Annotated in this window: 23 protein-coding genes and 1 pseudogene; 1 reads left to right on the top strand and 23 read right to left on the bottom strand. The window is 48.2% G+C overall.

What is annotated here, in order from left to right; genetic code table 11:
* Positions 1 to 9: 9 nt before the first annotated feature.
* The 20 genes and pseudogenes from ODZ53_RS25275 to glmU all read right to left on the bottom strand — a co-directional run bounded on the left by ODZ53_RS25275 (position 10) and on the right by glmU (position 23,670).
* Positions 10 to 978, bottom strand: a complete 969-nt coding sequence (locus ODZ53_RS25275) for a serine/threonine protein kinase (protein WP_372681064.1) — start codon at positions 976 to 978, stop codon at positions 10 to 12.
* Entirely contained in the window at positions 935 to 1,696 is a 762-nt protein-coding gene (locus ODZ53_RS25280; RefSeq protein ID WP_012683887.1) for a vWA domain-containing protein, read from the bottom strand. The genes ODZ53_RS25275 and ODZ53_RS25280 overlap by 44 nt, the downstream gene beginning before the upstream one ends.
* Positions 1,697 to 1,816: 120 nt before the next feature.
* Entirely contained in the window at positions 1,817 to 4,291 is a 2,475-nt protein-coding gene (gene spoIIE, locus ODZ53_RS25285; RefSeq protein ID WP_372680901.1) for a stage II sporulation protein E, read from the bottom strand.
* A 385-nt stretch (positions 4,292 to 4,676) separates the two neighbouring features.
* Positions 4,677 to 4,770 (bottom strand): annotated as a pseudogene (locus ODZ53_RS25290) (RNA-binding protein S1); the annotation flags it as partial.
* Positions 4,771 to 4,812: 42 nt separating this feature from the next.
* Entirely contained in the window at positions 4,813 to 5,121 is a 309-nt protein-coding gene (locus ODZ53_RS25295) for an FtsB family cell division protein (RefSeq protein WP_064202221.1), read from the bottom strand.
* Between the two features lie 18 nt (positions 5,122 to 5,139).
* Positions 5,140 to 5,712, bottom strand: a complete 573-nt coding sequence (yabQ, locus tag ODZ53_RS25300) for a spore cortex biosynthesis protein YabQ (protein WP_016740925.1) — start codon at positions 5,710 to 5,712, stop codon at positions 5,140 to 5,142.
* Positions 5,709 to 5,993: a sporulation protein YabP gene (gene yabP, locus ODZ53_RS25305; RefSeq protein WP_007726414.1), complete on the bottom strand. Its 285-nt coding sequence runs from the start codon at positions 5,991 to 5,993 to the stop codon at positions 5,709 to 5,711. The genes yabQ and yabP overlap by 4 nt, the downstream gene beginning before the upstream one ends.
* A 123-nt stretch (positions 5,994 to 6,116) precedes the next feature.
* Positions 6,117 to 8,150 (bottom strand): copper amine oxidase N-terminal domain-containing protein, encoded by a 2,034-nt coding sequence (locus ODZ53_RS25310; RefSeq protein WP_372680904.1) that lies wholly within the window; start codon positions 8,148 to 8,150, stop codon positions 6,117 to 6,119.
* 139 nt (positions 8,151 to 8,289) lie between these two features.
* Positions 8,290 to 10,425, bottom strand: coding sequence for a GDYXXLXY domain-containing protein (locus ODZ53_RS25315; protein WP_372680906.1), 2,136 nt, complete (start codon positions 10,423 to 10,425; stop codon positions 8,290 to 8,292).
* Positions 10,426 to 10,534: 109 nt separating this feature from the next.
* Positions 10,535 to 10,828 carry an RNA-binding S4 domain-containing protein gene (locus tag ODZ53_RS25320; RefSeq protein ID WP_012683879.1) on the bottom strand — a complete coding sequence of 98 codons (294 nt, stop codon included), beginning with the start codon at positions 10,826 to 10,828 and terminating at the stop codon, positions 10,535 to 10,537.
* The gene (yabN, locus tag ODZ53_RS25325; RefSeq protein WP_372681066.1) at positions 10,818 to 12,287 is read right to left on the bottom strand and encodes a bifunctional methyltransferase/pyrophosphohydrolase YabN; all 1,470 of its coding nucleotides are present in this window, start codon (positions 12,285 to 12,287) and stop codon (positions 10,818 to 10,820) included. The genes ODZ53_RS25320 and yabN overlap by 11 nt, the downstream gene beginning before the upstream one ends.
* A gap of 9 nt (positions 12,288 to 12,296) precedes the next feature.
* Complete coding sequence (locus tag ODZ53_RS25330; protein WP_372680908.1) at positions 12,297 to 13,961, bottom strand: putative polysaccharide biosynthesis protein; 1,665 nt, start codon at positions 13,959 to 13,961, stop codon at positions 12,297 to 12,299.
* A 108-nt stretch (positions 13,962 to 14,069) separates the two neighbouring features.
* Complete coding sequence (gene spoVT / locus ODZ53_RS25335) at positions 14,070 to 14,612, bottom strand: stage V sporulation protein T (RefSeq protein WP_012683876.1); 543 nt, start codon at positions 14,610 to 14,612, stop codon at positions 14,070 to 14,072.
* Between the two features lie 231 nt (positions 14,613 to 14,843).
* Positions 14,844 to 15,911 carry a peptidylprolyl isomerase gene (locus tag ODZ53_RS25340; protein ID WP_173605672.1) on the bottom strand — a complete coding sequence of 356 codons (1,068 nt, stop codon included), beginning with the start codon at positions 15,909 to 15,911 and terminating at the stop codon, positions 14,844 to 14,846.
* Between the two features lie 40 nt (positions 15,912 to 15,951).
* Complete coding sequence (gene mfd, locus ODZ53_RS25345) at positions 15,952 to 19,500, bottom strand: transcription-repair coupling factor (RefSeq protein ID WP_064202229.1); 3,549 nt, start codon at positions 19,498 to 19,500, stop codon at positions 15,952 to 15,954.
* Positions 19,501 to 19,646: 146 nt separating this feature from the next.
* Entirely contained in the window at positions 19,647 to 19,877 is a 231-nt protein-coding gene (locus ODZ53_RS25350; protein WP_007726431.1) for an anti-sigma-F factor Fin, read from the bottom strand.
* 61 nt (positions 19,878 to 19,938) lie between these two features.
* A complete protein-coding gene (gene pth / locus ODZ53_RS25355) occupies positions 19,939 to 20,508 on the bottom strand; it encodes an aminoacyl-tRNA hydrolase (protein WP_372680912.1) in 570 nt (189 codons plus the stop codon).
* A gap of 104 nt (positions 20,509 to 20,612) precedes the next feature.
* Positions 20,613 to 21,221: a 50S ribosomal protein L25 gene (locus tag ODZ53_RS25360; protein ID WP_064202231.1), complete on the bottom strand. Its 609-nt coding sequence runs from the start codon at positions 21,219 to 21,221 to the stop codon at positions 20,613 to 20,615.
* A gap of 90 nt (positions 21,222 to 21,311) precedes the next feature.
* Positions 21,312 to 22,262: a ribose-phosphate diphosphokinase gene (locus tag ODZ53_RS25365; RefSeq protein ID WP_007726399.1), complete on the bottom strand. Its 951-nt coding sequence runs from the start codon at positions 22,260 to 22,262 to the stop codon at positions 21,312 to 21,314.
* Positions 22,263 to 22,284: 22 nt separating this feature from the next.
* Positions 22,285 to 23,670, bottom strand: a complete 1,386-nt coding sequence (gene glmU / locus ODZ53_RS25370) for a bifunctional UDP-N-acetylglucosamine diphosphorylase/glucosamine-1-phosphate N-acetyltransferase GlmU (protein WP_199928653.1) — start codon at positions 23,668 to 23,670, stop codon at positions 22,285 to 22,287.
* Between the two features lie 195 nt (positions 23,671 to 23,865).
* Between glmU and ODZ53_RS25375 the strand changes: the two genes are divergently transcribed.
* Positions 23,866 to 24,882 (top strand): CobW family GTP-binding protein, encoded by a 1,017-nt coding sequence (locus ODZ53_RS25375; RefSeq protein ID WP_372680915.1) that lies wholly within the window; start codon positions 23,866 to 23,868, stop codon positions 24,880 to 24,882.
* Positions 24,883 to 24,936: 54 nt separating this feature from the next.
* Here the strand turns inward: ODZ53_RS25375 and spoVG are convergent, their stop codons facing one another.
* From spoVG to purR, 3 genes are all read right to left on the bottom strand, one after another.
* Entirely contained in the window at positions 24,937 to 25,224 is a 288-nt protein-coding gene (gene spoVG / locus ODZ53_RS25380; RefSeq protein ID WP_007719936.1) for a septation regulator SpoVG, read from the bottom strand.
* A gap of 192 nt (positions 25,225 to 25,416) precedes the next feature.
* Complete coding sequence (locus ODZ53_RS25385; RefSeq protein WP_012683869.1) at positions 25,417 to 25,797, bottom strand: RidA family protein; 381 nt, start codon at positions 25,795 to 25,797, stop codon at positions 25,417 to 25,419.
* Between the two features lie 6 nt (positions 25,798 to 25,803).
* On the bottom strand, positions 25,804 to 26,637 hold the full coding sequence (gene purR / locus ODZ53_RS25390) for a pur operon repressor (RefSeq protein WP_012683868.1): 834 nt from the start codon (positions 26,635 to 26,637) through the stop codon (positions 25,804 to 25,806).
* Between the last annotated feature and the right edge of the window lie 7 nt (positions 26,638 to 26,644).

Genomic DNA, 26,644 nt, shown 5'->3' on the forward strand with positions numbered 1-26,644 from the left:
TCACATCCTTCACATAAACCATGCGTAATACAAAGTACCAGCCAATAGGAGTAACGAGGCGACAAAAAGACCGCTAATGCCCGCGCCTACATTCCCTTTCGCCCGCGCTTTCTTTTGCGACTTTTGCGGTTTGGCGGCCATGCTATCTCGCAAGACTGCCAACAGCTCCGCTCGCATTTCCTTCGCGGTCGCAAACTTACCGTGAAAAGCCTTCAATAGAGGCTCCCGGTAAGGGTACAGGCTGTCACTTTTTCGTATTATATCACAGAGTAATATCGTGTGACGTGGGTCACCATGGCTGTTTTTCCACGTTTCCGGTCCAACCGTCAGACGCACCATCATCACGGCTGTCGAGAACAGGTCATAACTTACTTCAGCCCGTCTATCACCTGCGTGCCAAAAAGCTCGATCATACTCTTCTGTAAACTGCCGAACCGCATTGCCCAGCTTGGTCACTCCACCGAAATCAATCAAGCGTACCTGCTTGTCCGTTTGAGTAACCATCACATTCTGCGGTTTCAAATCGCCAAAAATATAGCCATGCTGATGCAAAACATCCAGCCGCGCCAGCAATTGAACCATCATCACGGCCACCCAGTCCGTACCCTCTTGCTTGATATATTCATCCAGTTGCAAGCCTTGAAGATACTCCATCGCATAAAACGTACAGGCCTTCCCGTTTACAACGAGATCATCCACGTCGCACAGGAGCGGTCCCACTCTGGAATCCCGCCCCTGCTGTGTGCTTTTCAACACATTCACTTCCATTAAAATATCCATGCCTTCCACACCGACCTTAACCGCGCGCTGTACGCCACCTTGGGATACCAAGTACACGGTCCCGTTTGCACCACGCCCCAACTCCCGTAGGACGTGGTACGATTTTTTGTTCCATTTGCCCGTAAAGTGTTTGGGCAGGTCGGGGGTGGCTGCCTTAAAAGACATGGTCACGCAGCATTCCGTTCGAGTCGTCCTCATCGTCTTGGTCGATGTAACGATCTTGCAGCGAGCGTGGGAGCTTGTCCTGCTCAAACAGAGCAATTGCCTCTACGATGGCGGGGCCTGTAGGAGTAATTCCACTCATCGCCAAATCACTCGTAATTTGATGGGCCTGCTCGACCTTTTCTGTCCACGGAATGCGGATATCGAGATGCTTTTGTTTCCCCGGAAATGAACCGACCGCCATTCTGCTATGGCCACTCCGTGAATGCAGACTGATACTGAAATCGTGAATCGCTTGCTGAACAGCCGACAGCTTTGGCTTCATACTTCCTGAGGTATCGACCAGCATCACGACGTTCAAGCTGCTTTTTTCACCCAACTCGTCAACCATTCCGGCAACCTGCACTCTTTTATCGGGTGCCAGCTCCTCTATTCCGGAATCGCCCAAAATCTCTTTTAATTCTTTATTGACCACTTGATGAATAGTGCGCGTCATTGCTTTTCGCGTCAGCATTTGTACCGTTTGCGCAAGCTGTTGGGGGTACACGATGTCGCAGAGTCCACCTCCTGCTTCCGCAATATCCCTGATTTCCTTCTCCCCTTTCTCACCCAGCTCACTCTTGTCGATTACGCCAATCACATTAACCGTAATTCCTTGCTCCCTTGCCAGTGCCGCCGCAGCAACGGGACTCATCCCCGAGTTGGAGCAGCCGTCTGTCACTACCAGTATTTGACGAAGTGTCGCTTCTTTCACAATAATCTCCCCATTCGATCTGTTTTGTCAGTCCCAGCTCCGTGTAGCGAACGTTCATCCACTTCACTTCGCAGGATATTTTTAGCAACAGTATCGACGGGTAATAGAGAAAACATACCCCTAACTCACAATCCGTGGACGCTCCAGCTTCTCCATGCCATGTACCGCGATGGCAGCCCACTGTGGTACAAAGCGGTCAATTCGCGCCACCAACACGGTCATGTCATCAACAATTTGTCCGGAATGCTGGCGAATGACTTTTTCCAATAGTAAATCAGCGACCTCCTGTGGATCATTCGTCTCCAGTTCGCTAATGATTCGCTTCATCCACGCTTGCCTGTTTTCAATATGGCGCGGCGCTTCATAGATGCCGTCGGACATCATGACGAGCAAATCACCTGGCTTGAGCATACGAGATACGACATCCACCTCGATTTCTTCCAAAATCCCAACTGGCAGGTTGTTGGCGGTAATCGTGATGACATCTTTATTTCTTTTGACAAAGCTCGGGGTGGAGCCGATTTTTACAAAACGGGTATGAGCGGTTTGCAAATCGATCAGAGCTAAGTCCACCGTCGCGAACATTTCCTCCTTGGAGCGCAGAGCGAGCACGGAATTAACGGTTTTGATCGAAATTTTTTCGTCCATGCCAGAACGCAGAAGCTGCTGGAGCATATCAAGGGCGGATTGACTCTCTATGGATGCTCGCTCGCCATTTCCCATTCCATCGCTGATCGCCAGCGCCATTTTTCCATTCCCCAAATCCATCGTTCGGAAGCTGTCACCAGATAGTAGCTTGCCGTCTTTGGCTGCACCCGCAATCCCGATATCGATCTCATACGTTTTGGCGGAAGCAAGGCACATCGTGCATGAACCGTCTTTTTGTGCTTCACAATGCCGCTCGCGAACCACAATGTTTTCTCCCAGTATCTCCGTGAGCATGGGGGCCACGATCTTCGCGCATTCATCACGGCCATAGCAAGTCGGCTGACTGATTTCGATATCGACCTTCCCTTCTTCCAAGCTGTGTATTTCTACGCGGCGTACCGACAGACCCAAGCCCTCCAATGCTTGTGAGACCTGCTTTTCCTGAAAGCTCAGCTCCATTCCCTCTCGCTGTATTTCCCGGGCAAAATCACTCATGACCCGAGAGACTCCAGATAGCTGGTCAGCTACGAGCATTCGGCTTTCCTTTATCTGCTTTTTCAGTTGGTCAAACGATTGCTGGCGATCGTATTCCTGCTCCATCACAGTCATGACCTTCTCTGTTTTGACACACTTGCGCTCCCAATCACGGGGCGGAGTAACGCCAGCCAATGTACCGTGCTCGTACACTTTTTCCCTTAAAAAGCGCATGCCCTCATAGGTCGATTGTGTATCTTTTTCCCAGCATTGTTCTTTTTTCCAGCATTTTTGGCAGGTGAATTCAGATACACGGCTTAGAAAGGCATCAGCCTGTTCTTCTATTTCCTCAGGATCGGCTGTCTGGGCAAAGCTATGGGAAAGTTGCGTAAACAAGTCGGAGAATTGCTGGATTTTGCCCGCCGTCACATCGCGAACTCGGCGCATATATTCTTGATGGGATTGTAGATTCTCGGGAGTCCCGGGGATAAATCTGGCTACTTTTTTCCAAAGAGCAGCAGGGGTCAGAATGAAGAGCACAATGGCCAGGGAGGTTTCGATCAAGGAGAAGTAGAGTGTCTCTTCTGCTCCACCGTAAATCGCGAGAATAGCCGTACCGATTAATAAGCCTGCGGATACGCCCACTTTGCCGCCTTCCTTCAGCAGGCCTGCCAAAAGACCGGAAAAAGCAAGCAGATTGATTTGTAAAAGAGCACTCACATTAGCCAGACTGAGGATGAGACCTGTGACCACGCCAACAGCCGCACCGATCGTGCCACCACCGACAAAAGCAAAGATGAGCAGCAAATAGCGTGAAAGTACATGCTCCATCGAAATGCCTTCGACCATCCAATCCACAGTACCCGTCATCAGGGAAGCCAGTAAAATGACTAACGAAACGATCTCTTCATTTTTGAGAGGCTCATAAGGCTTCGCCAAATGAATGATCGATAAGGACTGAATGAATATGAGCGTCAGCACAAAACCAAGGATCGCTTCTACTGCTACCATCACGAGCTCGTAAGTCGTTACTTGATTGGTCAGAACCGCATACAACAGACGGCTGATGAAAATCGTCCCAACAACCAGCAAAGGCGTCCGTGAAAAATCTTTCTTACGCATTTTATTCATCAGTTTGCAGGCAAAGAGAGCAAGAATCACGCTCAAGGAGGTTTCCAGTCCAACTGGCACTGACTGGGTAAAAGCACCGATAATAAGAGCCATCCCCGTGACAAGCAAACAATCTCGACGAATATAAAACATGACAATGAAATACGGTATAGCAAAGGGAGTTAGCTCCTCCACGATCAGAGCTCGTCCTAATAAGAAGCCCATAAGGATGGGGAGAACATTCCACTTCTCTATGATATCTGCTACTTTTTCTCCCCACGTCTGGGCAGTGGTACCCATTCGATCGGACACTTGCCGCGTCCAAGCATGTCCGGCTTGTGTTACGTTTTTGTTCGCAATCATTTCGCTCCACCCCGTTCTTGGTCAATGTGTTTCTCCATTATACGGAGGGGGCATTGTAAAATTTGTCAAAAATCCAATGAATATTCACGGAATCGTGCGACAAATTCAGTAACGCAAATGGACAAAAAAAACCGACGTTATGGCGGATAACGTCGGCTGACAGGTGATTCGCGCTTTGCGAAACGGGCTTAGGATACTGTATTCGTCAAGACTTTGAAATGACCTTCCTATTTTTACTTTCAAAATACACTTTCCACAAAGAAAGAAAAGTCATAATTTTCCGAATTAAAAAAGGCCGACTGCGGCCCTTTTTCTCTACGCTTTTCTTCAAGAGGGACTGTTCCCGCTGATAGCGGGGTGGCTGATCTTGCCTCACGAAGACTTATTTTTAAAAATGGATGGATGTCCCGGACGTAGACGTCAGCAATTTCACTAATATGCACCAGTCCGGTCACATCGCCTGGAAGATGAACAAACACTCCGACGCGGAATGTCTCTCTAGATGAAGATCAGCTGTATACTCAATCCGGAATCATATAGATGCTTTCGCCTTGCTTGGTAAACAAAATTCTCTTACGTACCAGCTCTGCCAAGTACTCCTGATCGTTTAACCGACTTGCTTCATAGGTCAGATCGTCTTGCTTTTGCTGCAAGACCGCTGATTCTTGCTTCAAGACTTCCAGCTCTGTCTCCTTCTTGGACAACTCACCACTTTGCAAAAACAAGGTATAGCTAGTCCAGACGAAAAAGCACAGGATCACAAAGAAAAAGAGACGCATTCTCCTTCTTTGCCCTTTTCGGTTAATGGAAGAGGTTCTTGATTCCTTCATCAGTACGCCACCTCGAATCTACTCCCGCTTTCTCTTTGAGTGAAACCAATTCTTCCAATTGGTCCAAAATCCTGTTGTTTTTCCGTACATTTTTTTCCCCAAATGTTGACCCCATCTGGCAAAAGGAGAGGTGACAAAACGCGTCACTTTCCACAAAAAGCCGAGGATCGCGAGCAACACGGAATACAAAAATGTCAACACCATGATGATCACTCGGAAAAGAAAGAGCACAGGACGTACTAGCAGGATGTCTATAATTTTTACGACCGTACGGTAAAACCACTGACAGAATTTTATCACGCGGTGCAAGAAAAGGATATACTTCTTACTACCTAATAAGAAATATAGCCACGCGCCAAATATCATTCCAAAAAATATCGGAAACCGAATGATCCCGTCGTTCACTTTCACCAAAACTAAGAAGACAACGCCCATACTGCCCACCCAAAAAAGGATATCAAAGAAAAAGACCAACCAGAGTGGCAGTCTGGCCTTGCCCTTAAATACATGGTACGTATCAAATCCCATACCCATCAGTGCACCACACGTCGACATGGCCAATACCGTCTGCAACTGGATGACGATGTTCACTTGAATAACTTGCCGAAGAATCCTCTCGACCGATCGCCGGCCTGCCCTTGCTCCAAATAGGCCATCTCGTGAACGAGCCCCTCGATCGCTACTTCTCCGGTTTCCAGACTCAGATTTTTCATATGCAGGTTTTGGCCTCGTATGGTTAAAAAGCCGCCGTCCGTCTCCAAGAGGAATTCTTCGCTGTCAAAGCTTTCGACGTTTTTTACTCCCGAAATCGCTAAGCTGCGACGATTAATCATCACGACTTCATGACGTGGCCGTCTCGTGTGATCGTTCATGATTACTCCCTCCTCACGTACCCTTCTTGTACTATCGTATGGGGAGGGATGTCCTGTTAGAACAAAAACGGTCCATACACAAAAGAAAACCCCGTATAAATACGGGGTTTCGTCTCACTATCTTTACTTGTAAACGGTGTAGTTCCCGTTCACGTAGATGATTTTGTAACCGGTACGCTCCGTGATGGTTTTCAGAGGCAGGGTAGGAACGTTGTTTTTCAACTGAACCGCTGCAGGCAACGTTACATTCTTGCCATTGATGGTCGCTACGTTTGAACCGACCTTGAATTGCATGACCGTATTGCCGCTCACGACTTTTGCCGTTGTTTTGGTGTAGCTGATCGAAAACCCGAGGGCATCACGGAAAAACGTAGTTGGCATTAACGTGTTGCCATTTACGGTATACGGTGCCACTGCGAGTCCGGTTGTTTTACCAGCCTTCGTAAAGGAAGCGACGCTCTGCTTGAAGCTCACACCATTCAGAGCCACGATGGTCGCCGGACGGGAGAAGAGCAGGCCTCTCTCCTCGGAGTTGTAGACGCCAATGCTGTACACACCAGGAGTAGCCGGATTCACAATGCCAGCTGTCTCGGCGATATTGACCTGAGCTACTGTTTTTGCCGGAATATCCTGGGCAGGAATAATAATCAGATTTTGTCCGCGTACACCAACAAAGCTAGCGGCCACACCGTTCACCGTTACTGTGTTCGCTGGCAAGTAAGCTGGAACACGGAAGCCCACTGGGAGTACGACTTCAATGAAGCCCTGATTACGAACAATCGGAGCACCCATAGCTTTGATGCCGATTGAAATACCAGCAGGAGTAGAGGCAGTGGCTCTCGTCAGCCCAACCGTTGCCAATGTATTATCCACCGCGACTGGTGGAGTCACTCCGGAAACTTGAAATTCCTTCGACTTATAGGTCTTGTTGTCGATCTTGGCCGTAACGGTATAAGTTCCCGCTGTTCTCGGAGTGGTCAAGTAGCCTTCGAATGCAAACTTGATGCTCGCGCGATTCGTACTAGTGAATCCGTAGGGTGTGCGGAAATAAACCTTATTCCCCAACACGCTTACATTCGTCACTTGTGCGCCATTGACGGTGACGCTGTTACTGGTAAGAACCGGTGGAACGGTTACTCCATTTGGGAATTCGACCTCGATTTCTGCGTTCGACCCCAGCTTGTTGGAAAGATCCACGTCAAATGTATAGCTCGTACGCGCTCCCGCTGCACTATCCGACAAAGAAACGGTGAATGGCGTACTGCTTGTGTTTGTAATCTCTACATCTTTTGACTTGTATTCTTTGCTGTCATATTCGATTTCATACGAATAGTACTTGTCTGGTTTCGATGGGTTTACAATTCCCGCGGAAGAGGTAAACTCCAGCTTTATGTAGCTATCTCCGTCTGCACCGCTAGGGATCTCAATCCGAATCGAGTCGCTGTCGAGAATCGAGACGTAATCCGGTTTGTACCCGTTTACCTTCACATCAGATTTGCTGATACTCTTTGGCAGCATGTCCTTGGAGGGGAAATTGACATAAATGTATTTTCCCTCTTTCAGCTTGCTTTTTGAGCTGAGATTAAATTTTCCGAGCGTTAAGGAGATGGAGTCCTCAGCATTTTTACTGCTAGGAGAAGCCTCGAAGTCACCCTTGCTACTACTGCTGCTACTGCTCGAAGATTTGCTGATCGTAATCTTTTCGCCCTTGTAGCTGGTCTCCGCACTTGTTTTCACTTCGATCTCGTAGCTGCCCTTGTCTTCCGGGTTGGTGATATTATCAATGGTTAGTGTAAGCACAGTGCCTTTTCTGATCTTTTCATCGACTTCGATCTCGACCACATTCTTGCTTACGGATACGCTGTCGATCGAAATTTTGTCATCGTCATCATCTTCCAGCTTGACGTCCGATTTTTTTAATTTTTTATCCACTGAATAGTCAGATGGGAACCTAACGAAAATACTGTCGCCTGATGATAGGTCCTTATTGATTTCAAACTCAATCGTATATTCTGTTTCCTCGTCCACACGTGTACTGTCTGCAGAAACATCCTCGATAGAGAGAGCATAAGCCGCTTTTGGCTCGAGCATCACTGGACTTGCCAGTACCGCAGTGGCTAGCAGCACTGAGATCCCTTTGTTTACGCTTTTGTTCAACGGTAACGCCTCCTTATCTAAAGTTCCCTACTATGATAGGAAATGTTCGGCAGGAAAGGGTTACAGACTGGTAACGAATGATTTTCCTCACGCAAAAGCAGCTGCCCGATGACACAGGCAGCTGCTTCTTTTGAAATATCTACTGGTTCGACAGGCTCTCTAAAATGGCATCGCCTCTCTCGCCAATTTTCACAATAGCGTATTTGGCATTCCGCTCCACTTCAAGTCCGGTTCCTTCCGGGACAAAATAGCTTTCTATGCCGTATTCCACTCGATTTCCACCGATTGTGCTTCCATTAATGATCACATCCGATGGCTGAGGTTCGTAGGCCCGATTCCATCGACCATTGAGCTCATAATAGCCACTGTAGCTGTGCAAGCCATTTGCTTGTTGACGGAGTACGACACGAATCTTATCCCCTGAGTCAACCTGTTCTTGGTCCAATGCAGATATGGTGTAGCCAAGTCTGACGTAATCCCCTTGCAGCAACGAACGCGGATCGATTGGAACCAGCTCCAGCTTCACCGTTTTTCCGTTGGCCAGGATCGTCTCACTGCTCCATACTTGATAGCCAATCAAAGCAAATTGCAGCAAAATGACAGGAAGCAATACAAGCGCTTTTCTCACAAAAAGGGACGGTTCGCTTTTTGGCCACTCGATTTTCGCCCTTCGATCCCACCACAAGGTAGCAACGAAAAACACCAGGCTGAGCAAAAGCAGGCTCAGTGACTTGTGCAGCAAGCTCCATAGCATGTCGTAGTACTTCATGAGGAGAAAGGCAAACCAGAAACCGAGCACGATTCCAAATCTCACCCTATTTTGCTGATGCAATGTCCGGTACAACAAATACGTGCTGACTGCGAAAAAAGCCAGATTCACGACCACATCCATGGAGCCTGATTGAAAGCTTTTCTCCGTCAGGATCAAAAGCGAGAGTAAGGCGTACACCAACGAGCTGTTTTGCAAAACGACTGGCAATTGCTTTACGTAATGCATCGCCATCTGCATAGCAAAGATGATTACGAGCACATATTCAAAGGAAGGCAGGTACTCATCCAGCTTCGTAGCGAGGACGACTAAAAAGGTCAACTGTGTCAAAAGCCGCGCCGGAATGGCTGAGACAGCTTTCCACACGTATAACAGTACCAACAGGAAAACGATCCAATAAGCTCCTTCTAAAAAGAGAATAGAACCGACACCCAATAGATACCCCATTGTGAGCAGCGTATATCGTACCGTTGTATTCATCCTGCTCATAAACACCACAGGGCCAATAAAGCCAATTAATGAAAGGAAAAACAGTAAATCAATAACCACTTCGTCTTGAATGATCAGAAAAAGCAGACCTGCTATTGAACTGGCTCCAATGGATGCGGCAATGGTTGTGATGAGAACCGTGAATGCCTCTTGAAAAAACACAACCCATTTGCTTTTTTGATGCGCTGATTCCTTGCGCAGCCAATTAATCCCTGCAACCGCCCCCCAAACAATGAGTACAGTCAGCAGCAGCATGAAAACAAAGAAGCTTTCTGAGAAATATTGCACCATATAGGATATGAAATTAGCGAGCACAAACAGCGCGAGCAACGATGCCGTCACAATCAGAAGCCCGCGACTTGGCACCCATTTTAAAAACGTGACAAACAGAATCCCGCCCGTCAGGACATATAAAAGCTCAGGGAGCGGACCATACACTTCGGTGAAGGATGAACCGAAAAGACTGAGGGAAAACGTCAGAAACGACAAATAGTAAATCGGCTTGGAATGCCATTTCCCCGTAGAGGTTAACCAGAACAGAACCATATTCCCCAACGCAATCAACCAAAAAATCATGAACCACCACTCGTCTTCACGCGCTACATGAATGACGGATGGATGGAGAAAGAAATAAATCGCCAAATGAGCAAGGACATAGCTGATGACATAGAATGGCTGATAGCGCGTGAAAATCGCGAACAGCAAATTCGGTATGAGCCATACGACGAACAGCATATAGCTGTCGGCATGTGAATTGTATATTTGCCCCAACAATGCCACACTGGTGCCAAAAGCCAAGCCTCCAGCCACCAGAAGCCAATTGCTCAAAAACGAATGTCGTTTGATAAAACGCAGTCCATAGGATAATAAATAAAAAAGAACGAGGATTGCCACACTGACGCCGATCTTTTGTTCCCTGACCATAAGCGGCCAGTTCGAAGCAAAAAAGTATAGGATAGATGATAACAGAAGCGAAATGGACAAAAAGTAACCCGTTCGAACCCCGTTTTGTTGCATACAGCACACATCCCTTCGGAAATACCCTCAAGTACTCCCATTATATCCCTTCGTTTAAAAAAAGCCTAAAAAAAGACTGCCATCCCGGCAGTCTCTGTTCGTATGCACATTACCCTTTGAGGTAGGCGTCTTCTTCTTTTTCATCACGCGGAACGGGAACTTCGCCGATGACGGTATACAGTGAAGCCGCTTCTTCTTTGCGTGGGTTTTCTTTGATATCCTCTACTTTTACCGAAACGATTTTTTGTCCGAAACGGATCGCCAGCTTGTCGCCGATTTTCACATTACTGGATGCCTTTGCTGGGCGATCGTTGATTTCCACACGCTGTTTGTCGCACACTTCTTTTGCGAGCGTGCGCCGCTTGATCAGTCGAGACACTTTCAAGTATTTATCAAGTCTCATGTTTGGCTTCCTCCCACCATTTGTCCATTTCTTGCAGGTCCGTCTGCTCAAAGGTACGACCCGCTTCTTGCAGCTTGCCTTCAATATAGGAAAAGCGCTTCTTGAACTTGTTGTTGGTCAATGCGAGGGCTTCCTCCGGATCGAGCCCGAGGAAACGCGCCAGATTGACTACCGCAAATAGTAAATCACCCAACTCGCCAGCTCGTTCTTCCTCTGATGCTTCTTGTAGTTCGTGGTATTCCTCTTCTACCTTTTTGTACACGTCTGCAATATCGTCCCAGTCAAAGCCGACTTGGGCTGCTTTCTTCTGCAGCTTGTACGCATACATTAGTGCTGGCAAGTCGCGCGGTATTCCCGCCAACTGTGATTGAGCCGTTACATCGATGCCTTTTGCTGCTTTTTCCTGTGATTTGATCTCCTGCCAATTCGCCAGCGCTTCCTCGGAATCATTCGCGCTCTTTTCCCCGAATACGTGCGGGTGGCGACGAACTAGCTTTTCATTCAACGTCGCGACAACATCATCTACCGAAAAATATCCGTCTTCGGCTGCCATCTGCGAATGGAGCATGATTTGCATCAACAAATCCCCCAGCTCCTCACACATCGCATCTGGATCCTCGTCGTCAATCGTCTCCAAAACCTCGTACGTCTCTTCAATCAAGTTTTTGCGGATGCTTTGATGTGTTTGCTCGCGATCCCACGGGCATCCATCCGGACTGCGCAGGATCGCAACAATCTCCTTCAAGTAGGAGAATTGGCGGTACGACACCTTCTCGTCTTTCGTCGGCGGTACATACACCAGGGACAAATTCCCGAAATGATCGAGTCTGTCCAGTTCATACAGCGGGACTGTCTCAATGATTTCTTGTCCCGCTACCCCTACGGCTGTCGCTACCGTCACCTCGTAATCATCCGGCAGCACTTCCATCAAGGTCAGCTTCACATCAGAGGCCACAAACGCATCGTACACTTGCGCGATAATCGTGTGCAGACCCGGTGATACTTGATGAGCAGCGAGCGCCGTCCCATCCAGCAGAGAGAATCCCTCAATCGGATCGATATGTAGGCGGGCAAACAACGGATCGATAAAGCTCTGTCCACCGCCAATTTCGATTTCTACGCCACGGTTTGGTCCCTCTGCTAGCAACAACTGCACGGTACGTTCCGCCACCAAAGGATGACCTGGTACGGCATAGACAAGGCTGCCCGCTTCGTTTACCCCTGAAAAAAGCCGTTCTACAATATCGGTGTACACATCGGAAAACGTATCATGCTGCTCATATACATCGTCAAAGGACTCAATCATGATGCCTTCTGCGATCAACTCGGCTACGACCGGATGCTCTTTCGTGCGCAAATACAGCTGTTTGGCAGCTTTGAGCGTACGATAGATGCCATAAGGAAGCTGGTCCAAATCTCCGGCCCCAAGACCGACTACGGTAATGGTCTTATTCTTCATTTCCACTTGTCACGCCTCCTTTTCGTTCATTCTCGCCTTCGCCGCTGGGAGGAGCTTGTATTTCGTTAACAGCGAAGCAATTCGCTTTCCTTTTGGCAAAAATTGAATATCACTTCTCGTGAGTCCACCCGTTTTCAAAAGCGCCAGCAAATAGAACAAGGCTCCTAGAGCGACAGCAATCAAGCCTACCAGCGTATAGAACAAGCGATTGGAAAGTCCGGCACTGGCCAGCACTGTATTAGCGAGCCACTCCACAATCAGCACGACAATCGACATCACAACGACAGACACAAATGGCTTTTTCACTGTTTGACGGAATCCAATGTTTGCTCCCGTGTATTTGATTACCGCTAAAACGTTTAGTCCCATGGCAACCAAATAAGCTAAAACGGTGGACACTGCTGCACCAGAGATACCCCAGAACGGGACGAGTGCCAGATTGAGGATGAGCTTCACCAATACACCAATAAACAGGTTGCGGGCAGGTCGCATTACACGCCCCAAGCCTTGCAAAATTCCCGCGCTAGCAATGCTCACCGTGGCGAAAATAATCGTGAAGGACTGTACAGCGAGGGCCTCGGTACCGTTGCTATCTCCGTAGAGCATGACGTTGATCGGCTCCGCCAACAGAGCAAGTCCAAAGGAAGCAGGCAATCCCAACAGGAATGTCAGTCGAATCGCCACTTCGGAACGATGAGAGATCAATTGATGCTGACGCTGGGCAACAGCTTCACTGATCGCAGGCACTAACGCCAGCGACAAGGACGTGGCAAAAAACGTACCAAACTGAATGAGTGGTTGACCACGGTCAAATGCACCCTTCAAAAGCTTGGCCAAGTCCTCTGGGGTCCCGCTCCATTGCAGTATATTGACGACGGTCATCGAGTCTACAAGCGGAACAAGCGGCAGAACCAGTGCACCCATACAAATCGGAACGGCATAGGTCAAGAGATGACGAAGTATTTGACGATTGGTCCACGGTTGCACGGATGATTGCTGAACCTTACCCATGGACAGCTGCCCCATCTTCTTGTCCGCTCTCCAATACCAAAGCAAGACGAGAATTGCTGCAATGGCACCTGGAAAAGCAGCGAAAACGGCACCTGTACCTGCCAGGTAAGGGTCCTGATACACGTTCATCGCCCAGAATGCAGCAACCAGAATGAAAATCACGCGAATGAACTGCTCAGCAACCTGAGAGACGCCAGTCGGCATCATGTTTTGATGCCCCTGAAAATAGCCGCGCAGGATCGCAGCCATCGGTACCAATGGCAGTGACCAAGCTACCGCTCGGAGCGGAGTAATCAAATGCTCATCACCCATCATACTGGCAATAATAGGTGCCCCTCCATATAACAGTAAGAAGAAAAAGATCCCGAGAACGACCAGCGATATACTGGCTACTCGAAACGCCCTGCGTGCCCCGATCGCATCACCGACAGCGACGCGCTCGGAGACGATCTTAGAAATGGCAATGGGGAAACCCGCCGTCGCTAGAATCAACAACGCGGTATACAGCGGGTATACTTGCATATATACGTACAAGCCGATATCTCCGGCAATGTTTTGGTATGGGATGCGGTATACAGCGCCTAAAAGCTTGGAGACAAGACCGGCAATTCCAAGTATCGCCGCGCCTTTCACAAATTGAACGGAAGCTTTTTCTTGACCCATGTGAGTGAAATTTCTCCTCTCCAACCTAAAACTTCGTTCATTATACCACAAGGCCATGGGCACAAGAAAAACAGCCCCGGGGTACGAGGCTGTTTTTGCTGAGCGATCTTACTGCTCCATCTGCTTTGCCAGGAAACCGGCCGCTGTTTCCGACATTTTGATCTCCAAATCACTCATCTTCGTTGACTCGTTTTTGTTGAGGAGGATCACGGACCCGATTGGATCGCCTCCTGCAACAATCGGTGCGATGACGAACGAGCCCATCGTCTCGTTCAAATCACGACAAATTTCATAAGAGCCTGCGTTTTTCTCCAGTCTGGTCTTTCTTTCCTCCAAGCATTTCTCAACAATGCTACCAATTGGTTTCTCCAAGTATTCCTTTTTGGAGGCCCCTGCCACAGCAATGACAGTATCCCTGTCTGAAATCAGTACGGTATGATTCATGCTTTCATACAAAGAGTCGGCGTACTCTTTTGCAAAATCACCCAATTCTCCAATCGGTGAATACTTTTTGAGAATGACTTCTCCGTCACGATCCACAAAAATCTCAAGCGGGTCGCCCTCACGAATGCGCAGTGTACGACGAATCTCCTTAGGAATCACGACCCGACCGAGGTCGTCAATTCGACGAACGATACCAGTTGCTTTCATGTCTTGTTGCCTCGCTTTCCCGTAAGAAGTGGGTAGTGAATAGATGGTGGTTGGTTGTATTTTTTCCTCAAATTCTAATTTTAACTATGGGTGATGGTATCAATTTTTGCCAGTTACTTCAATTACTCTCCCCCGGGTGGTAGCGAGTGATAATAGTATTTGCCCACGTTTGAAGAATATGCGAGAAAACGAAAAAACAGGGAAACGAATTCCCTGTTTTCTTCGGACTTCTTATTTTTTTGCTGGAGCATCATTTTTGGACTGCGGGATGTTGAATTTCGTAATGAGCTTGTCCAGCTCGGTCTTGGCGAAAGTATCGTACGCTTTCTCCAAAGAACTCGCGCGGAGCTGTTCTTTCATCTCATCGAAGGTCTTTTCTTTGCGATTCTCGACCTTAATAATATGGTAACCAAAATTAGTTTTTACTGGCGGTCCAACTTCACCGACTTTTTGTGTCAGGGATGCTTCTTTAAATTCTGGTACCCATTGCGTTACATCCGCATTTTCGTACAAGCCCCCAGACTGCTTGCTGCCTGGGTCATCTGTGAACTCTGTTGCCAGCTTCGCGAAGTCTTCACCCTTTTTCAGGCGCGCTTCCAAGTCGTTGGAGATTTTCAACGCCTCTTCTGGTGTGCGCTTTTCGGTAGAGATCAGGATGTGGCGAACAGAAGCAACGGTACGAGAAGCTTTGTCCATTTGATCATAGGTTTGCTTCAGCGTAGCATCGTCGATATTCTTTTTCATCACATTGATGGACTGGTTGATCAAGTCCATCTGATTGATGATCATGTCTTTGGTTACGCCTTGGCCATCCATGAGCTTGTTGAACTGAGCTTCATCCTTGCCCAAAAAGCTCATGTACTGTGTTTTGATTTTCTCGAAAGTTTTCTCAGCGAGTTCTTTAGACTCTTTTTTCATAGCGTCGTCGGAACGGCTAGCCAAAACCTTGGTGGCTGTGAACTCACGAGCAAAAGCCTTCAGTGATTTGCTATCAGCCATTTCAATCATGGTACCTTGTTGTGGGTTCATGAAGTTAATGACACGCAGGAACTCTTCGAACTCTTTTCCTGTTACAGTTCCTCCTTGATACTCCACAATGACCGCTTTCTGGTCTGCTGCGTAAGGCAGAGTGAGTTTAGGGAATTGTACCAAAGGATCATTAGCAGCTTGATTGCTGCCATCTGTCTGATTCGCTGGAGTTTTTGAGTCTTGTTTCGCTTCTTCTGCTTTTCCACCGCAACCAGTCATGAGTGCCACGACCAGAACAGCCGAAGATAGAATCGCTACAGAACGTTTCATAAATAAGGTTCTCCCTTCTCAGGCAAGCCCACTTTGTCAGTTAAGACACAGGGCTCTCCGTACCGGTGTCTCTTCGCACCTGGTGAAATTGACGCAGCAGCTTTTCAACCAACTGCACGCCCTCATCTTCTTTTAACCCCTTTACTTTAACAGCAATCGTGATCTGTTGTCCACCCGACAGCCCAACCCTCTTGCTCCAGTTACTGGTAAGTGCAAACAGCGCTCCACCATCGATATTGTTGTTCTGACTAGGGTGCAGTAACAATTTAATCTCGTCTGGATTCTTCTGGCTAATTTCGGTGATGTGGTGCTTCAAGGCATACACACGCAAACGGGAAATGGTCAACAGATTATCAACCGGCTTCGGAACTGGTCCAAAACGGTCTAGCAGCTCCTCTGCCAAATCGTCGACGTCTTCCAAGGTAGACACCGCGACAAACTTTTTGTACATCTCGATTTTTTGTCGGCTGTCCGTAATGTACATCGACGGAATATAGGCATCCAGTTGCAGGTTGATCTCCACAGGTGTGACAATTTCTTGTTTGACTTCGCCCTTCAGCTCATCAATGGCTTCTTTCAGCATCTGACTATACAAGTCGAAACCAACCGTATTAATAAAACCATGCTGCTCCGCGCCCAGCAAATTACCCGCTCCACGAATGGACAAGTCTCGCATCGCGATCTTGAAACCAGAGCCGAGCTCGGTAAATTCCTTGATGGCTTGCAGACGTTTTTCCGCTACCTCTGTCAGCACCTTGTCCCGTTGATACGTAAAGTATGCGTACGCAATTCGATTGGAACGACCTACACGTCCACGCAGCTGATACAGCTGAGACAAGCCCATTTTATCTGCATTGTAAATAATCAGCGTATTGACGTTCGGGATGTCCACCCCGGTCTCAATGATCGTCGTGCTGACCAATACGTCAAAATTCCCTTCCAAAAAGTCGAGAATGACGCCTTCCAGCTCGCTTTCGTTCATCTGTCCATGCGCTACAGCGATGCGTGCGTCAGGAACGAGCATCGAAATCTGCTCCGCCATCTGTTCGATTCCCTGTACTTGATTGTAGAGGAAGAACACTTGCCCATCACGAGCCATCTCACGCTCAATCGCTTCGCGAACGAGAGCAGGGCTGTAATCCATCACATACGTCTGCACCGGAAAACGATTTTCTGGCGGCGTTTCGATGACTGACAAATCACGCACACCGAGCATCGACATGTGCAAGGTACGTGGAATCGGCGTAGCGGTCAGAGTCATAACATCCACATTCGTTTTGATCTGCTTCAGCTTTTCCTTGTGGCTCACACCAAAGCGCTGCTCCTCGTCCACGATTAACAGACCAAGCTCGCGGAATGTCAGGTCTTTGGAAAGTAGACGGTGCGTACCGATGACGACATCGACTGTGCCTTCCTTTAGTCCTTTTAGTGTGGCATTCTGCTCCTTACGCGAACGGAATCGACTCAATACCTCCACGCGGATCGGATATTCCGCAAAACGCTCACGGAACGTCTCGTAATGCTGCTGCGCCAGAATCGTAGTTGGAACCAAAACGGCTACCTGTTTTCCGTCCATGACAGCCTTGAAGGCAGCACGAATCGCAACCTCAGTCTTCCCGTAACCTACGTCCCCACAAACGAGGCGATCCATCGGGCGTTTGCGCTCCATGTCCGCTTTCACTTCCGAAATCGCGCGGAGCTGGTCTTGTGTTTCCTGATACGGGAACATCGCCTCAAATTCACGCTGCTCTGTCGTGTCGGGAGAGAATGTGTGACCGACAGCAGATTCGCGGGCTGCGTACAGCTTGATCAAATCTTCGGCGATATCCTTTACAGACGACTGGACTTTGTTTTTGACGCGTTTCCACTCGCTGCCGCCCAAGCTGTAAATCTTCGGCTGTGCCTCTTCACTCGCCACGTACTTCTGCACATGGTCGATTTGATCAATCGGAACAAACAGACTGTCTCCTGCTGCGTATTGAATATGAAGGTAATCTTTATGAATTCCGAGAATTTCTTTGGTTTCAATTCCAAGGTATTTTCCAATCCCGTGATTCACGTGCACGACGAAATCACCGGGCTTAAGCTCGAGATAGTTTTTGATACGCTCCGCGTTGTTCATCGTCTGCTGAACTTTGCGCGCCTTGCGCTGTTTCGCGGTAAACACTTCACCTTCCGTAATAACAACCAGCTTGTTTAGGGGAAGCTCAAAGCCTGTCTGGAGGTTTCCTAAAATGATCGTAGGACGCCCCGGAGGTACTGTCTCGACTGCTTCTGTCAAAACATCCGCTTCCATTTCGTAGTCATGCAGGACACGCTCCAGTCGCTTCGCACGCTCCAAATCAGCTGCGACAAAGACGATCTGATCCTGGGACTTCTTCCAACGGGCCAGCTCTGTTTTCAGTACGTTCATCTGTCCATGGAAGTTTTGCATGGTACGACAAGTCAGATTTACGATGTTTTGCGGCTGGGTCTTTGGTGATTGTCTCAAAAATAGGGAGAGGTAAACGATCTGACGCTTTTTCGTCGACACGATCTCGTCGTACGTGCGCGACAGGCTGAGATTGGACATATATTCGCCCTGGATGATGCGTCCCGTCAGCCATTCCCCTTCTTCTTTTTGCAGTTGCGCTGCCGTATCCAGCACACGGGAAGGCTCATCAACGAGCAGCAAGGTATCGGAAGGCATATAGGACAACAATGTATCACCCGTCGGGTAAATGACAGAGATGTACGAATACAGCTGTGCAAAACGCTGTCCCTGCTTCATTCTCTCTGCATCAGAGCCGATTCGCTCCATAACTTTTTCCTTGGCAGCCCCATCCTTCAAATTGGCGAGGGTTTCTCCCAGCTTTTGTTCTAAGCGAACAGCTGATTCCTGCAATAACGGAGTCGAAGCAATCATTTCTTTTGCTGGACCAAGAATATATGTCTGGACCGATTCCAATGACCGTTGGGAGAGCATGTCAAACGTACGAATCGAGTCGATCTCTACATCAAAAAGCTCAATCCGCACTGGCCACTCCGAATCGATCGGATACAAGTCGATAATTCCACCGCGAATACTCATTTCTCCCTTGCGCTCAACCATGTCCACTCGCTCATAGCCAAGCTCAATACATCGGAGCAAAAAGGACTCGATATCGAGCTCATTACCGACGGATAACTGAATCTGCGCTTCCTTCCATACTTGCGGGGGAACGACCAAGCGACGCAAGCCAGCAAAAGGGGCAACCAAAAAACCCGTAAAGCCTTGGGCCAGACGGTTGAATACATGAATTCGCTGCGCCAGCATTTCAGGGCTGGCAATAGCAAGCTCAGAGCCAATCAGCTCATTACCGGGATAAAGCAACACCTGATCAGAGGGAACCAACTCGATCAAATCTTCGTATACTTTTTGTGCTTGGTACATGTTATGCGTCACTACACAGACCGGACGATCTGCCATTTGTTGCAATGACGCCATCAATACTTGCCGGGCGGAACCAGCTAAGCCAGAGACAAGCTGCTCATGTAGCCCCTTCTCCAAACCAGCCACGATTGTCCCGACGTTCGTGTCCTGTTTCATCGGGTTAATGATGACTTGCATTCACTAATCCCCTCTCTAATTCTTCTGTCAACTAAAATCAGAGCTTCGCTTACGCTCACAACAACCGCAGGTCAGCCATGCGAAAAGAAGCCTTAGCTCCCCAAGCTAAGGCCTTGTCAGTGCAAGCCTCCCTAATGCGTATCCACTTATTGAAGTGGGTTTCCGACTAGCGAAAGCTCTGGATGCTGAATCAGCGCTTCACGGCAATAGTCGCACGTGATGCTGACGACCGTATCTCCACTTTGTTCTCTCGATATTATAAGAGCACGTTCCTCCGGGGTCAAGGAATCAAACCCGAGTTGCGCTTCTGTTACTTGCGATTCGTCAAATTCTGCAATCTTCATGCCGCAGCAACGACATGTATAGCGTATGCTCATGCACATACCACCCCCATACTGTTCCTATCGGTTAGTATGGACGAATGGGTGGGAAATCATACTACTTCTTCAAGCTGTTGAAATGGTTCATGACCTTTAAAAACGACTCTCTTGTCCACATAGCGCATGCATCAGCAGCCAAGCTCACCGCTTCTTGAATGTCGGCTCTTTCCACCACTGGAAACGTATTCAAAACATAGTCGCTGACGCTCCGCCCTGGTTCAGGACGACTGATTCCGACCTTGATTCGTTTAAACTCCTGTGTGCCCAAATGCTGAATCATCGACTTGATGCCGTTGTGCCCACCAGCACTGCCTTTTTCCCGCAGACGAAGATGCCCGGTCGGCAAATCAAGATCGTCGTAGATGACGACGAGATCGTCCGGAATGAGCTTGTAAAACTTCAGGACTTCCGCAACCGATTCACCGGAGAGATTCATGTACGTCTGTGGCTTCACCAGCAACACCTTCTCGCCCTCGATTCGGCCTTCGCCCACGAGTGCGCGAAACTTGTTTTGTGTAACAGGAATTCCCCATTTGTCGCTAATCTTATCTATGGCCATAAAGCCAGCATTATGTCTGGTGTCTTCATATTTTTTGCCGGGATTACCCAATCCAATTATGACTTTCACGCTTATTCCCTCCTACTCTCTTCCCATTGTACTCCAATGGTCACGTGAACAAAAGGAAAAGGGCAGAGATGAAATCACCTCGCCCTGCTTTTTCATGCTCTATTTTATTCGTTCGCGGTTCCTGCTTTTTCAGCCACTGCTTCTGCTTCTTGCTCCGCATCAATCGATTCTTCGGACTTGGCCTTAACTGGCAGGACACTGATCAACACTTCCGTGGAATCAAGCCCCAGCTCCACTCCTGGCGGGACTGTCAAATCCCCTACCAACACGACATCCCCGATGTTGAACCCGTCGACATCGACTAGGAACGATTCTGGTATATTGCCTGGCAAGCAAGTTACTTCCACACTGTGGCGGACAAGGGTAGCTACACCCAATTCCGGATCTCCTGTCATGAGGACAGGGACAGACGTGTGTATTTTTTCATTCATATTGATCTTCTTAAAATCTGCATGCAAAATGTTCCCCTGCAAAGGATGCCGTTGCAGCTCATAAACCATGACATCATGCGTGTTCCCGTCTACACTTAACCGGAATGGCTTGTTCGTCGACTGCTGACGCAGGGCCGCATCCAGCTCTCTTCCTTTGACCTGAATCGGCTTATTGCCTACTTCGCTGCCGTAGATAATACCGGGAACCCAGCCTTCGTTACGCAGCACCTTTACAGCATTGCCTGTCTTTTTTTCGCGAGACTGTGCCTGTAATTGTTCCACAAAAAAACCTCCTTCGGACCGCTAGTAAAAGTTTCCTCACTAGCTTGTCCATCGGAGGTTTAGTTCAACCCCCAAAGAGGGGATTGTATATTAATCGAACAACTTGCTTACGGAAAGCTCTTCGTGAACACGAATGATTGCTTCACCAATGATTGGCGCTACGGAAAGAACGGTAATCTTATCGATAATTTGTTCTTCTGTCAGCGGAATCGAGTTAGTCACAATCAGTTCCTTGATCTTCGAGTTAGCAATACGCTCAATAGCAGGACCAGACAGAACTGGGTGCGTGCAGCATGCATATACTTCACGTGCGCCTGCTTCTACAAGTGCACTTGCAGCCAGTGTGATCGTTCCAGCAGTATCGATAATATCGTCGATGATGATCGCTGTTTTGCCTTCGATGTTACCCACGATGTTCATTACTTCGGCTACGTTTGGTTCTGGGCGACGTTTGTCAATAATGGCAATAGGCGCTTCCAGACGTTCTGCCAATTTACGAGCACGGGTCACTCCACCGTGATCTGGAGATACGACAACGATATCTTTCAGACCTTTTTCAGAGAAGTGTTTACCCAGGATAGGCACACCCAGCAGATGATCTACTGGAATATCGAAGAAGCCTTGGATTTGTGTTGCGTGCAGATCCATCGTAATCACACGTTGTGCACCTGCAGTCTCGATCAGGTTAGCAACCAGCTTGGCTGTGATTGGATCGCGTGCACGTGCTTTACGATCTTGACGAGCATAACCGTAGTAAGGAATGACCACGTTGATGCTCTTAGCCGAAGCGCGCTTCAATGCATCGACCATCACCAAAAGCTCCATCAGATGCTCATTAACGGGAGCAGATGTTGGCTGAATGACAAATACGTCACAACCGCGAACGCTTTCATTGAGTTTGAGTTGGCATTCGCCATCACTAAAGCGCACTACTTGTGCGTTTCCGAGTGGTACGCCGATGTGTTCAGCGATTTCTTTTGCCAGTTCCGGGTTTGCGTTGCACGTAAATACCTTCAGTTTTGGGTCGCGGTAGTTAGCCATGATCTTCTCAAGAACCTCCCGTTTATGATTGCTTTTTGCCCTTGCGAGGCATTTTGTTCGCGTAATCGATTTTATTTACTTGACGCTCACGTGCGATCGCAAGCGCATTATCTGGCACATCTTGATTAATGGTCGATCCTGCAGCTACATAAGCATTTTGTCCAACTGTAACTGGTGCAACCAGATTGCTGTTGCATCCGATGAATGCGCCATCTTTTACTGTTGTTTTATGCTTCACTGCCCCATCGTAGTTGACGGTAATCGTTCCACAACCAATATTGACTCCGTCTCCGATTTCCGCATCTCCTACATAGCTGAGATGTGGAACCTTCGTACCGTCACCAATTTTCGCATTTTTCAATTCCACGAAATCACCGATTTTGGCGTTGCTTCCAATCTGTGATCCTGGTCGAACATAAGCAAATGGCCCGACAGAAGAATCGCTTTCTACACGCGAATCAACCATCACCGAGTAAGAAATGGTCACGCCACTCGCTACTTCCATATTCGTCAGATCCGCTTGGGGTCCGATTACACAATCAGCTCCAACGGTTGTTTGTCCACGCAGGAAAGAACCTGGGTGAATCACGGTATCTGCCTCAATCTTCACATCAGTTTCGATGTACGTAGAAGTTGGGTCGATGATTGTCACACCATTTCGCATGTGACCAGTCATAATACGTTTTTTCATGTAGGCTTCTGCTTCCGATAGCTGCACACGATCGTTCACACCCATTGTTTCCTCTGGGTCAATCGCTTCGTACCCCACTACCTTTTCACCTGCATCACGCAAAATACCGACAACGTCTGTTACATAGTATTCGCCTTGTGCGTTGTCATTTTTCACTTCCGCCAAGGCTTTCCATAATTTTCGGTTGTCATAGCAGTATATGCCCGTATTAATTTCTCTGATCGCCCGTTCCGCTTCCGAAGCGTCTTTATGTTCCACGATTCGCAATACTTCGCCCGCCTCATTGCGCACGATACGCCCATAACCTGTTGCGTCAGGTAACACGGCGGTTAATACAGTTGCAGCCGCTTGCTGCTCCTCGTGATAGGTCAGCAAGGCCGACAACGTAGTCGCTGACAAGAGGGGAACGTCTCCATATAAAAGAAACGTAGTGCCTTCTTTATCTTGTAAAAACGGCGCTGCCTGCGAAACGGCATGGGCCGTTCCCAACTGTTCTTCTTGCAGTGCATAAGTGACGTCCTCGCCTAGCTTGGCACGGACAGCGTCAGCACCATGACCTACGACGACAACGATATCCTGAACCTGCATGGACGCCATCGTATCGACTACATGCTGAACCATTGGCTTTCCGCACACAGGGTGCAGGACTTTGTACAGCTTCGATTTCATCCGTGTACCCTGACCAGCAGCCAGAACCACGGCATGGATCTTAGACATGTCAACCCTCCATCGTAGAAGTTCCACAATGACTATATCCTAATTCATATGTGAATTTCAAGACAATCGATACAGGATTCTCCCTGATTCCTTGCATTGCCAGTAGTTAGACACAAGCCAGACAACATTTAATTTTCTGACAGAAATGTGATATATTGTTGGGCGAAAGGGGTTATTTGAAGGAGGTAGGATGAGATGAGCGCAGAGGTATACTTGCTGACTGGGTACTTAGGAAGCGGAAAAACCACCCTTTTGCAAAAATGGCTGACTCATTTGCGCATCACAGACCAGAAGGTAGTCGTCTTGATGAATGAAATGGGGGAGGAAGATATCGACGGGGAACAATTACAAGGCTTCGGCTTTCCTGTCAAAAAAATGCTCGATGGCTGCATATGCTGCTCAATCAAAGGCGAGCTAACGGAAGGCTTAAAAGATATTATGAACACCATTGCGCCAGACCGAATCCTCATCGAGACTACTGGCGTAGCCGATCCACTCGATGTCATCGATACGATTACCCATCCTGAGCTGTATGATCGACTGGAGTTAAAAGGGACCATTAGTGTTGTCGACGCCTCTCGTTTTCTCGACCTCAACTCACGATTCTCCTCGACTGCCACTCTGGTCAAAACGATTCGAAATCAAGTGCGCTACGCAGACCTGCTTCTTCTGAACAAAACCGATTTGACTAGTCCTGATGTCATAGAGCGAGTCCGTCAAAAGCTCAGTGAAATCAATCCGACTGCACCCATACACGCTACTGCTCAGGCAGAAATAGAAGTCTCCCGGCTTTTGTCAGTCAAACGCACCGTTCATGAGCGATCGCCAGGCAACGAGACAAGCCGCCCCATTGCCGTACAGAAAAGCATCGGCCGAATGTCAACGATGGACAGGCTCAAGCAATCCCTTGGCCTAAAAACAAGCCACCCCTCTCTCTACAATAGTATCGAAACGTTTTCCTATGTATTCACCGGGCCCGTGGACGCGAAAAAATTCGAGGACTTTCTGTACGATCTCCCCAAAAATGTCTATCGGGCAAAAGGCTACGTCCAGTTCCACGGAAAGCCCGAGCTGATCTCGTTTCAACATACCGATAATCAGGTGCTCCTGTTCCCTTTTGAAAATTTCGGGCCGAAAATGGTAGCTGTCTTCATCGGGGAAGGAATGGACCGAGAAATTATTTTGAACGATCTAATAAAATGTTATGGTTAACGGACGCCGAAGCACCCTGCCGCAAGTGACAGGGTGCTTTGTGTTCAGGACTTTTTAAGCACCAGCTTCGATAGTGCTCTCTTCCTCTTGACCTACGCGGTCGTATTCTGTTAGTACTGCTGCTTGGATTTTTTCACGGGTAGTCGAAGAAATCGGATGTGCAATATCACGGAATTCTCCATCTGGTGTACGCTTGCTCGGCATTGCTACAAACATACCATTGTTTCCGTCAATGACACGGATATCATGAACCACAAACTCATGGTCAATTGTAATGGATGCAATCGCTTTCATCCTACCATCCGTATTCACTCGGCGAAGTCTTACGTCTGTTACTTCCATCTAGTTCACTCCCTTTATCTATGTAACGCGTTTAGGATTATTTCCACCCGCTGGGTAAATATTCCTGCTTACCATTATGCAATATTTGAAAAAATATATAAATATGTTTATATGTCATTTTTTGGAAACATTTTCTGCAAGTACAAAAAAACAGCCCAATGCACGTGGCATCAGGCTATTTTCCATTTTTTTCTATTCGATATAAGCTACAATTTCGATTTCAACTTTTACGTCACGCGGCAGTCGTGCCACTTCCACAGTAGAGCGAGCTGGCTTGTGATCACCGAAATATTGACCGTACACTTCGTTCAGTTGACCAAAATCATTCATGTCCTTGATGAATACAGTCGCTTTCACTACGTTCGTCAGGCTGCCACCGGCCTCTGCCAGTACCGCTTGAATGTTGGAAAAAACCTGATGGGTTTGCTCCACGACGTCACCCTCTACCAACGTGCCGTCTGCACGCAGCGGAATTTGACCTGATGCAAAAAGAAATGGACCTACCTTTGCAGCTTGGCTGTAAGGACCAATAGCGGCAGGAGCCTTGTCAGTTGAAACAAAAGAGATTGCCATACCTATCTACTCCCCTCTTTTTTCAAAAAAACTGCCTAGCTCTATTTCAATTTGCTTGCCCTTGAAGTCTACATCCTGCAGTTTTGCAAGCGATACGTATTCATCTACCAAACGCTCAGAAACATCCGCTGTCGTTTCTACCAGTACGCCGCATCCCACAACGGTTGCACGGAATTCCTGCAACAAATCAATCATGCCCCGCAGCGTCCCGCCAGCTTTCATAAAGTCGTCCACAATGAGGACACGGGACTGCTCAGCCAAACCGCGGCGAGCAAGTGACATGGTTTGGATTCGTTTACTGGAACCCGATACATAGTTAATGCTCACTACTGAACCTTCCGTCACCTTGTTGTCACGGCGCACAATCACAACAGGTACATTCAAAAACATAGCCGTCGCATACGCAAGTGGAATCCCCTTTGTTTCCACCGTCATGACGACATCCACATTTTTATCCGCATAAGCCGTTGCAAAGAGCTTTCCAATCTTCGCCATCGTTTGTGGATTTCCGAGAATGTCTGACATGTACAAGTATCCACCTGGCAAAAGTCTCTCTGGATTAGCGAGTTGACCAATCAGTTCGCGCATGAAGTGAAGGGCCTCTTCCGTTTTGACCTGTGGAATATACTTCACTCCGCCTGCCGCTCCCGCCACCGTTTTCAACAAGCCTACCCCTTGGACTTCAAAAGCCTCTTTGATGATAGACAAGTCTTCACTGATGGATGATTTCGCTGCGCCGTATTGTTCCGCGAACAGAGTGAGAGGAGTCAGCGTATGGGGATGGGCGAGCAAGTGCTGCGTCATGTCAACCAGACGTGCACTTCTGCGCAATTTCTTCATGGCTCTT

This window comes from Brevibacillus sp. BD137 (genome assembly GCF_041644655.1).
Lineage (GTDB): Bacteria > Bacillota > Bacilli > Brevibacillales > Brevibacillaceae > Brevibacillus > Brevibacillus brevis_D.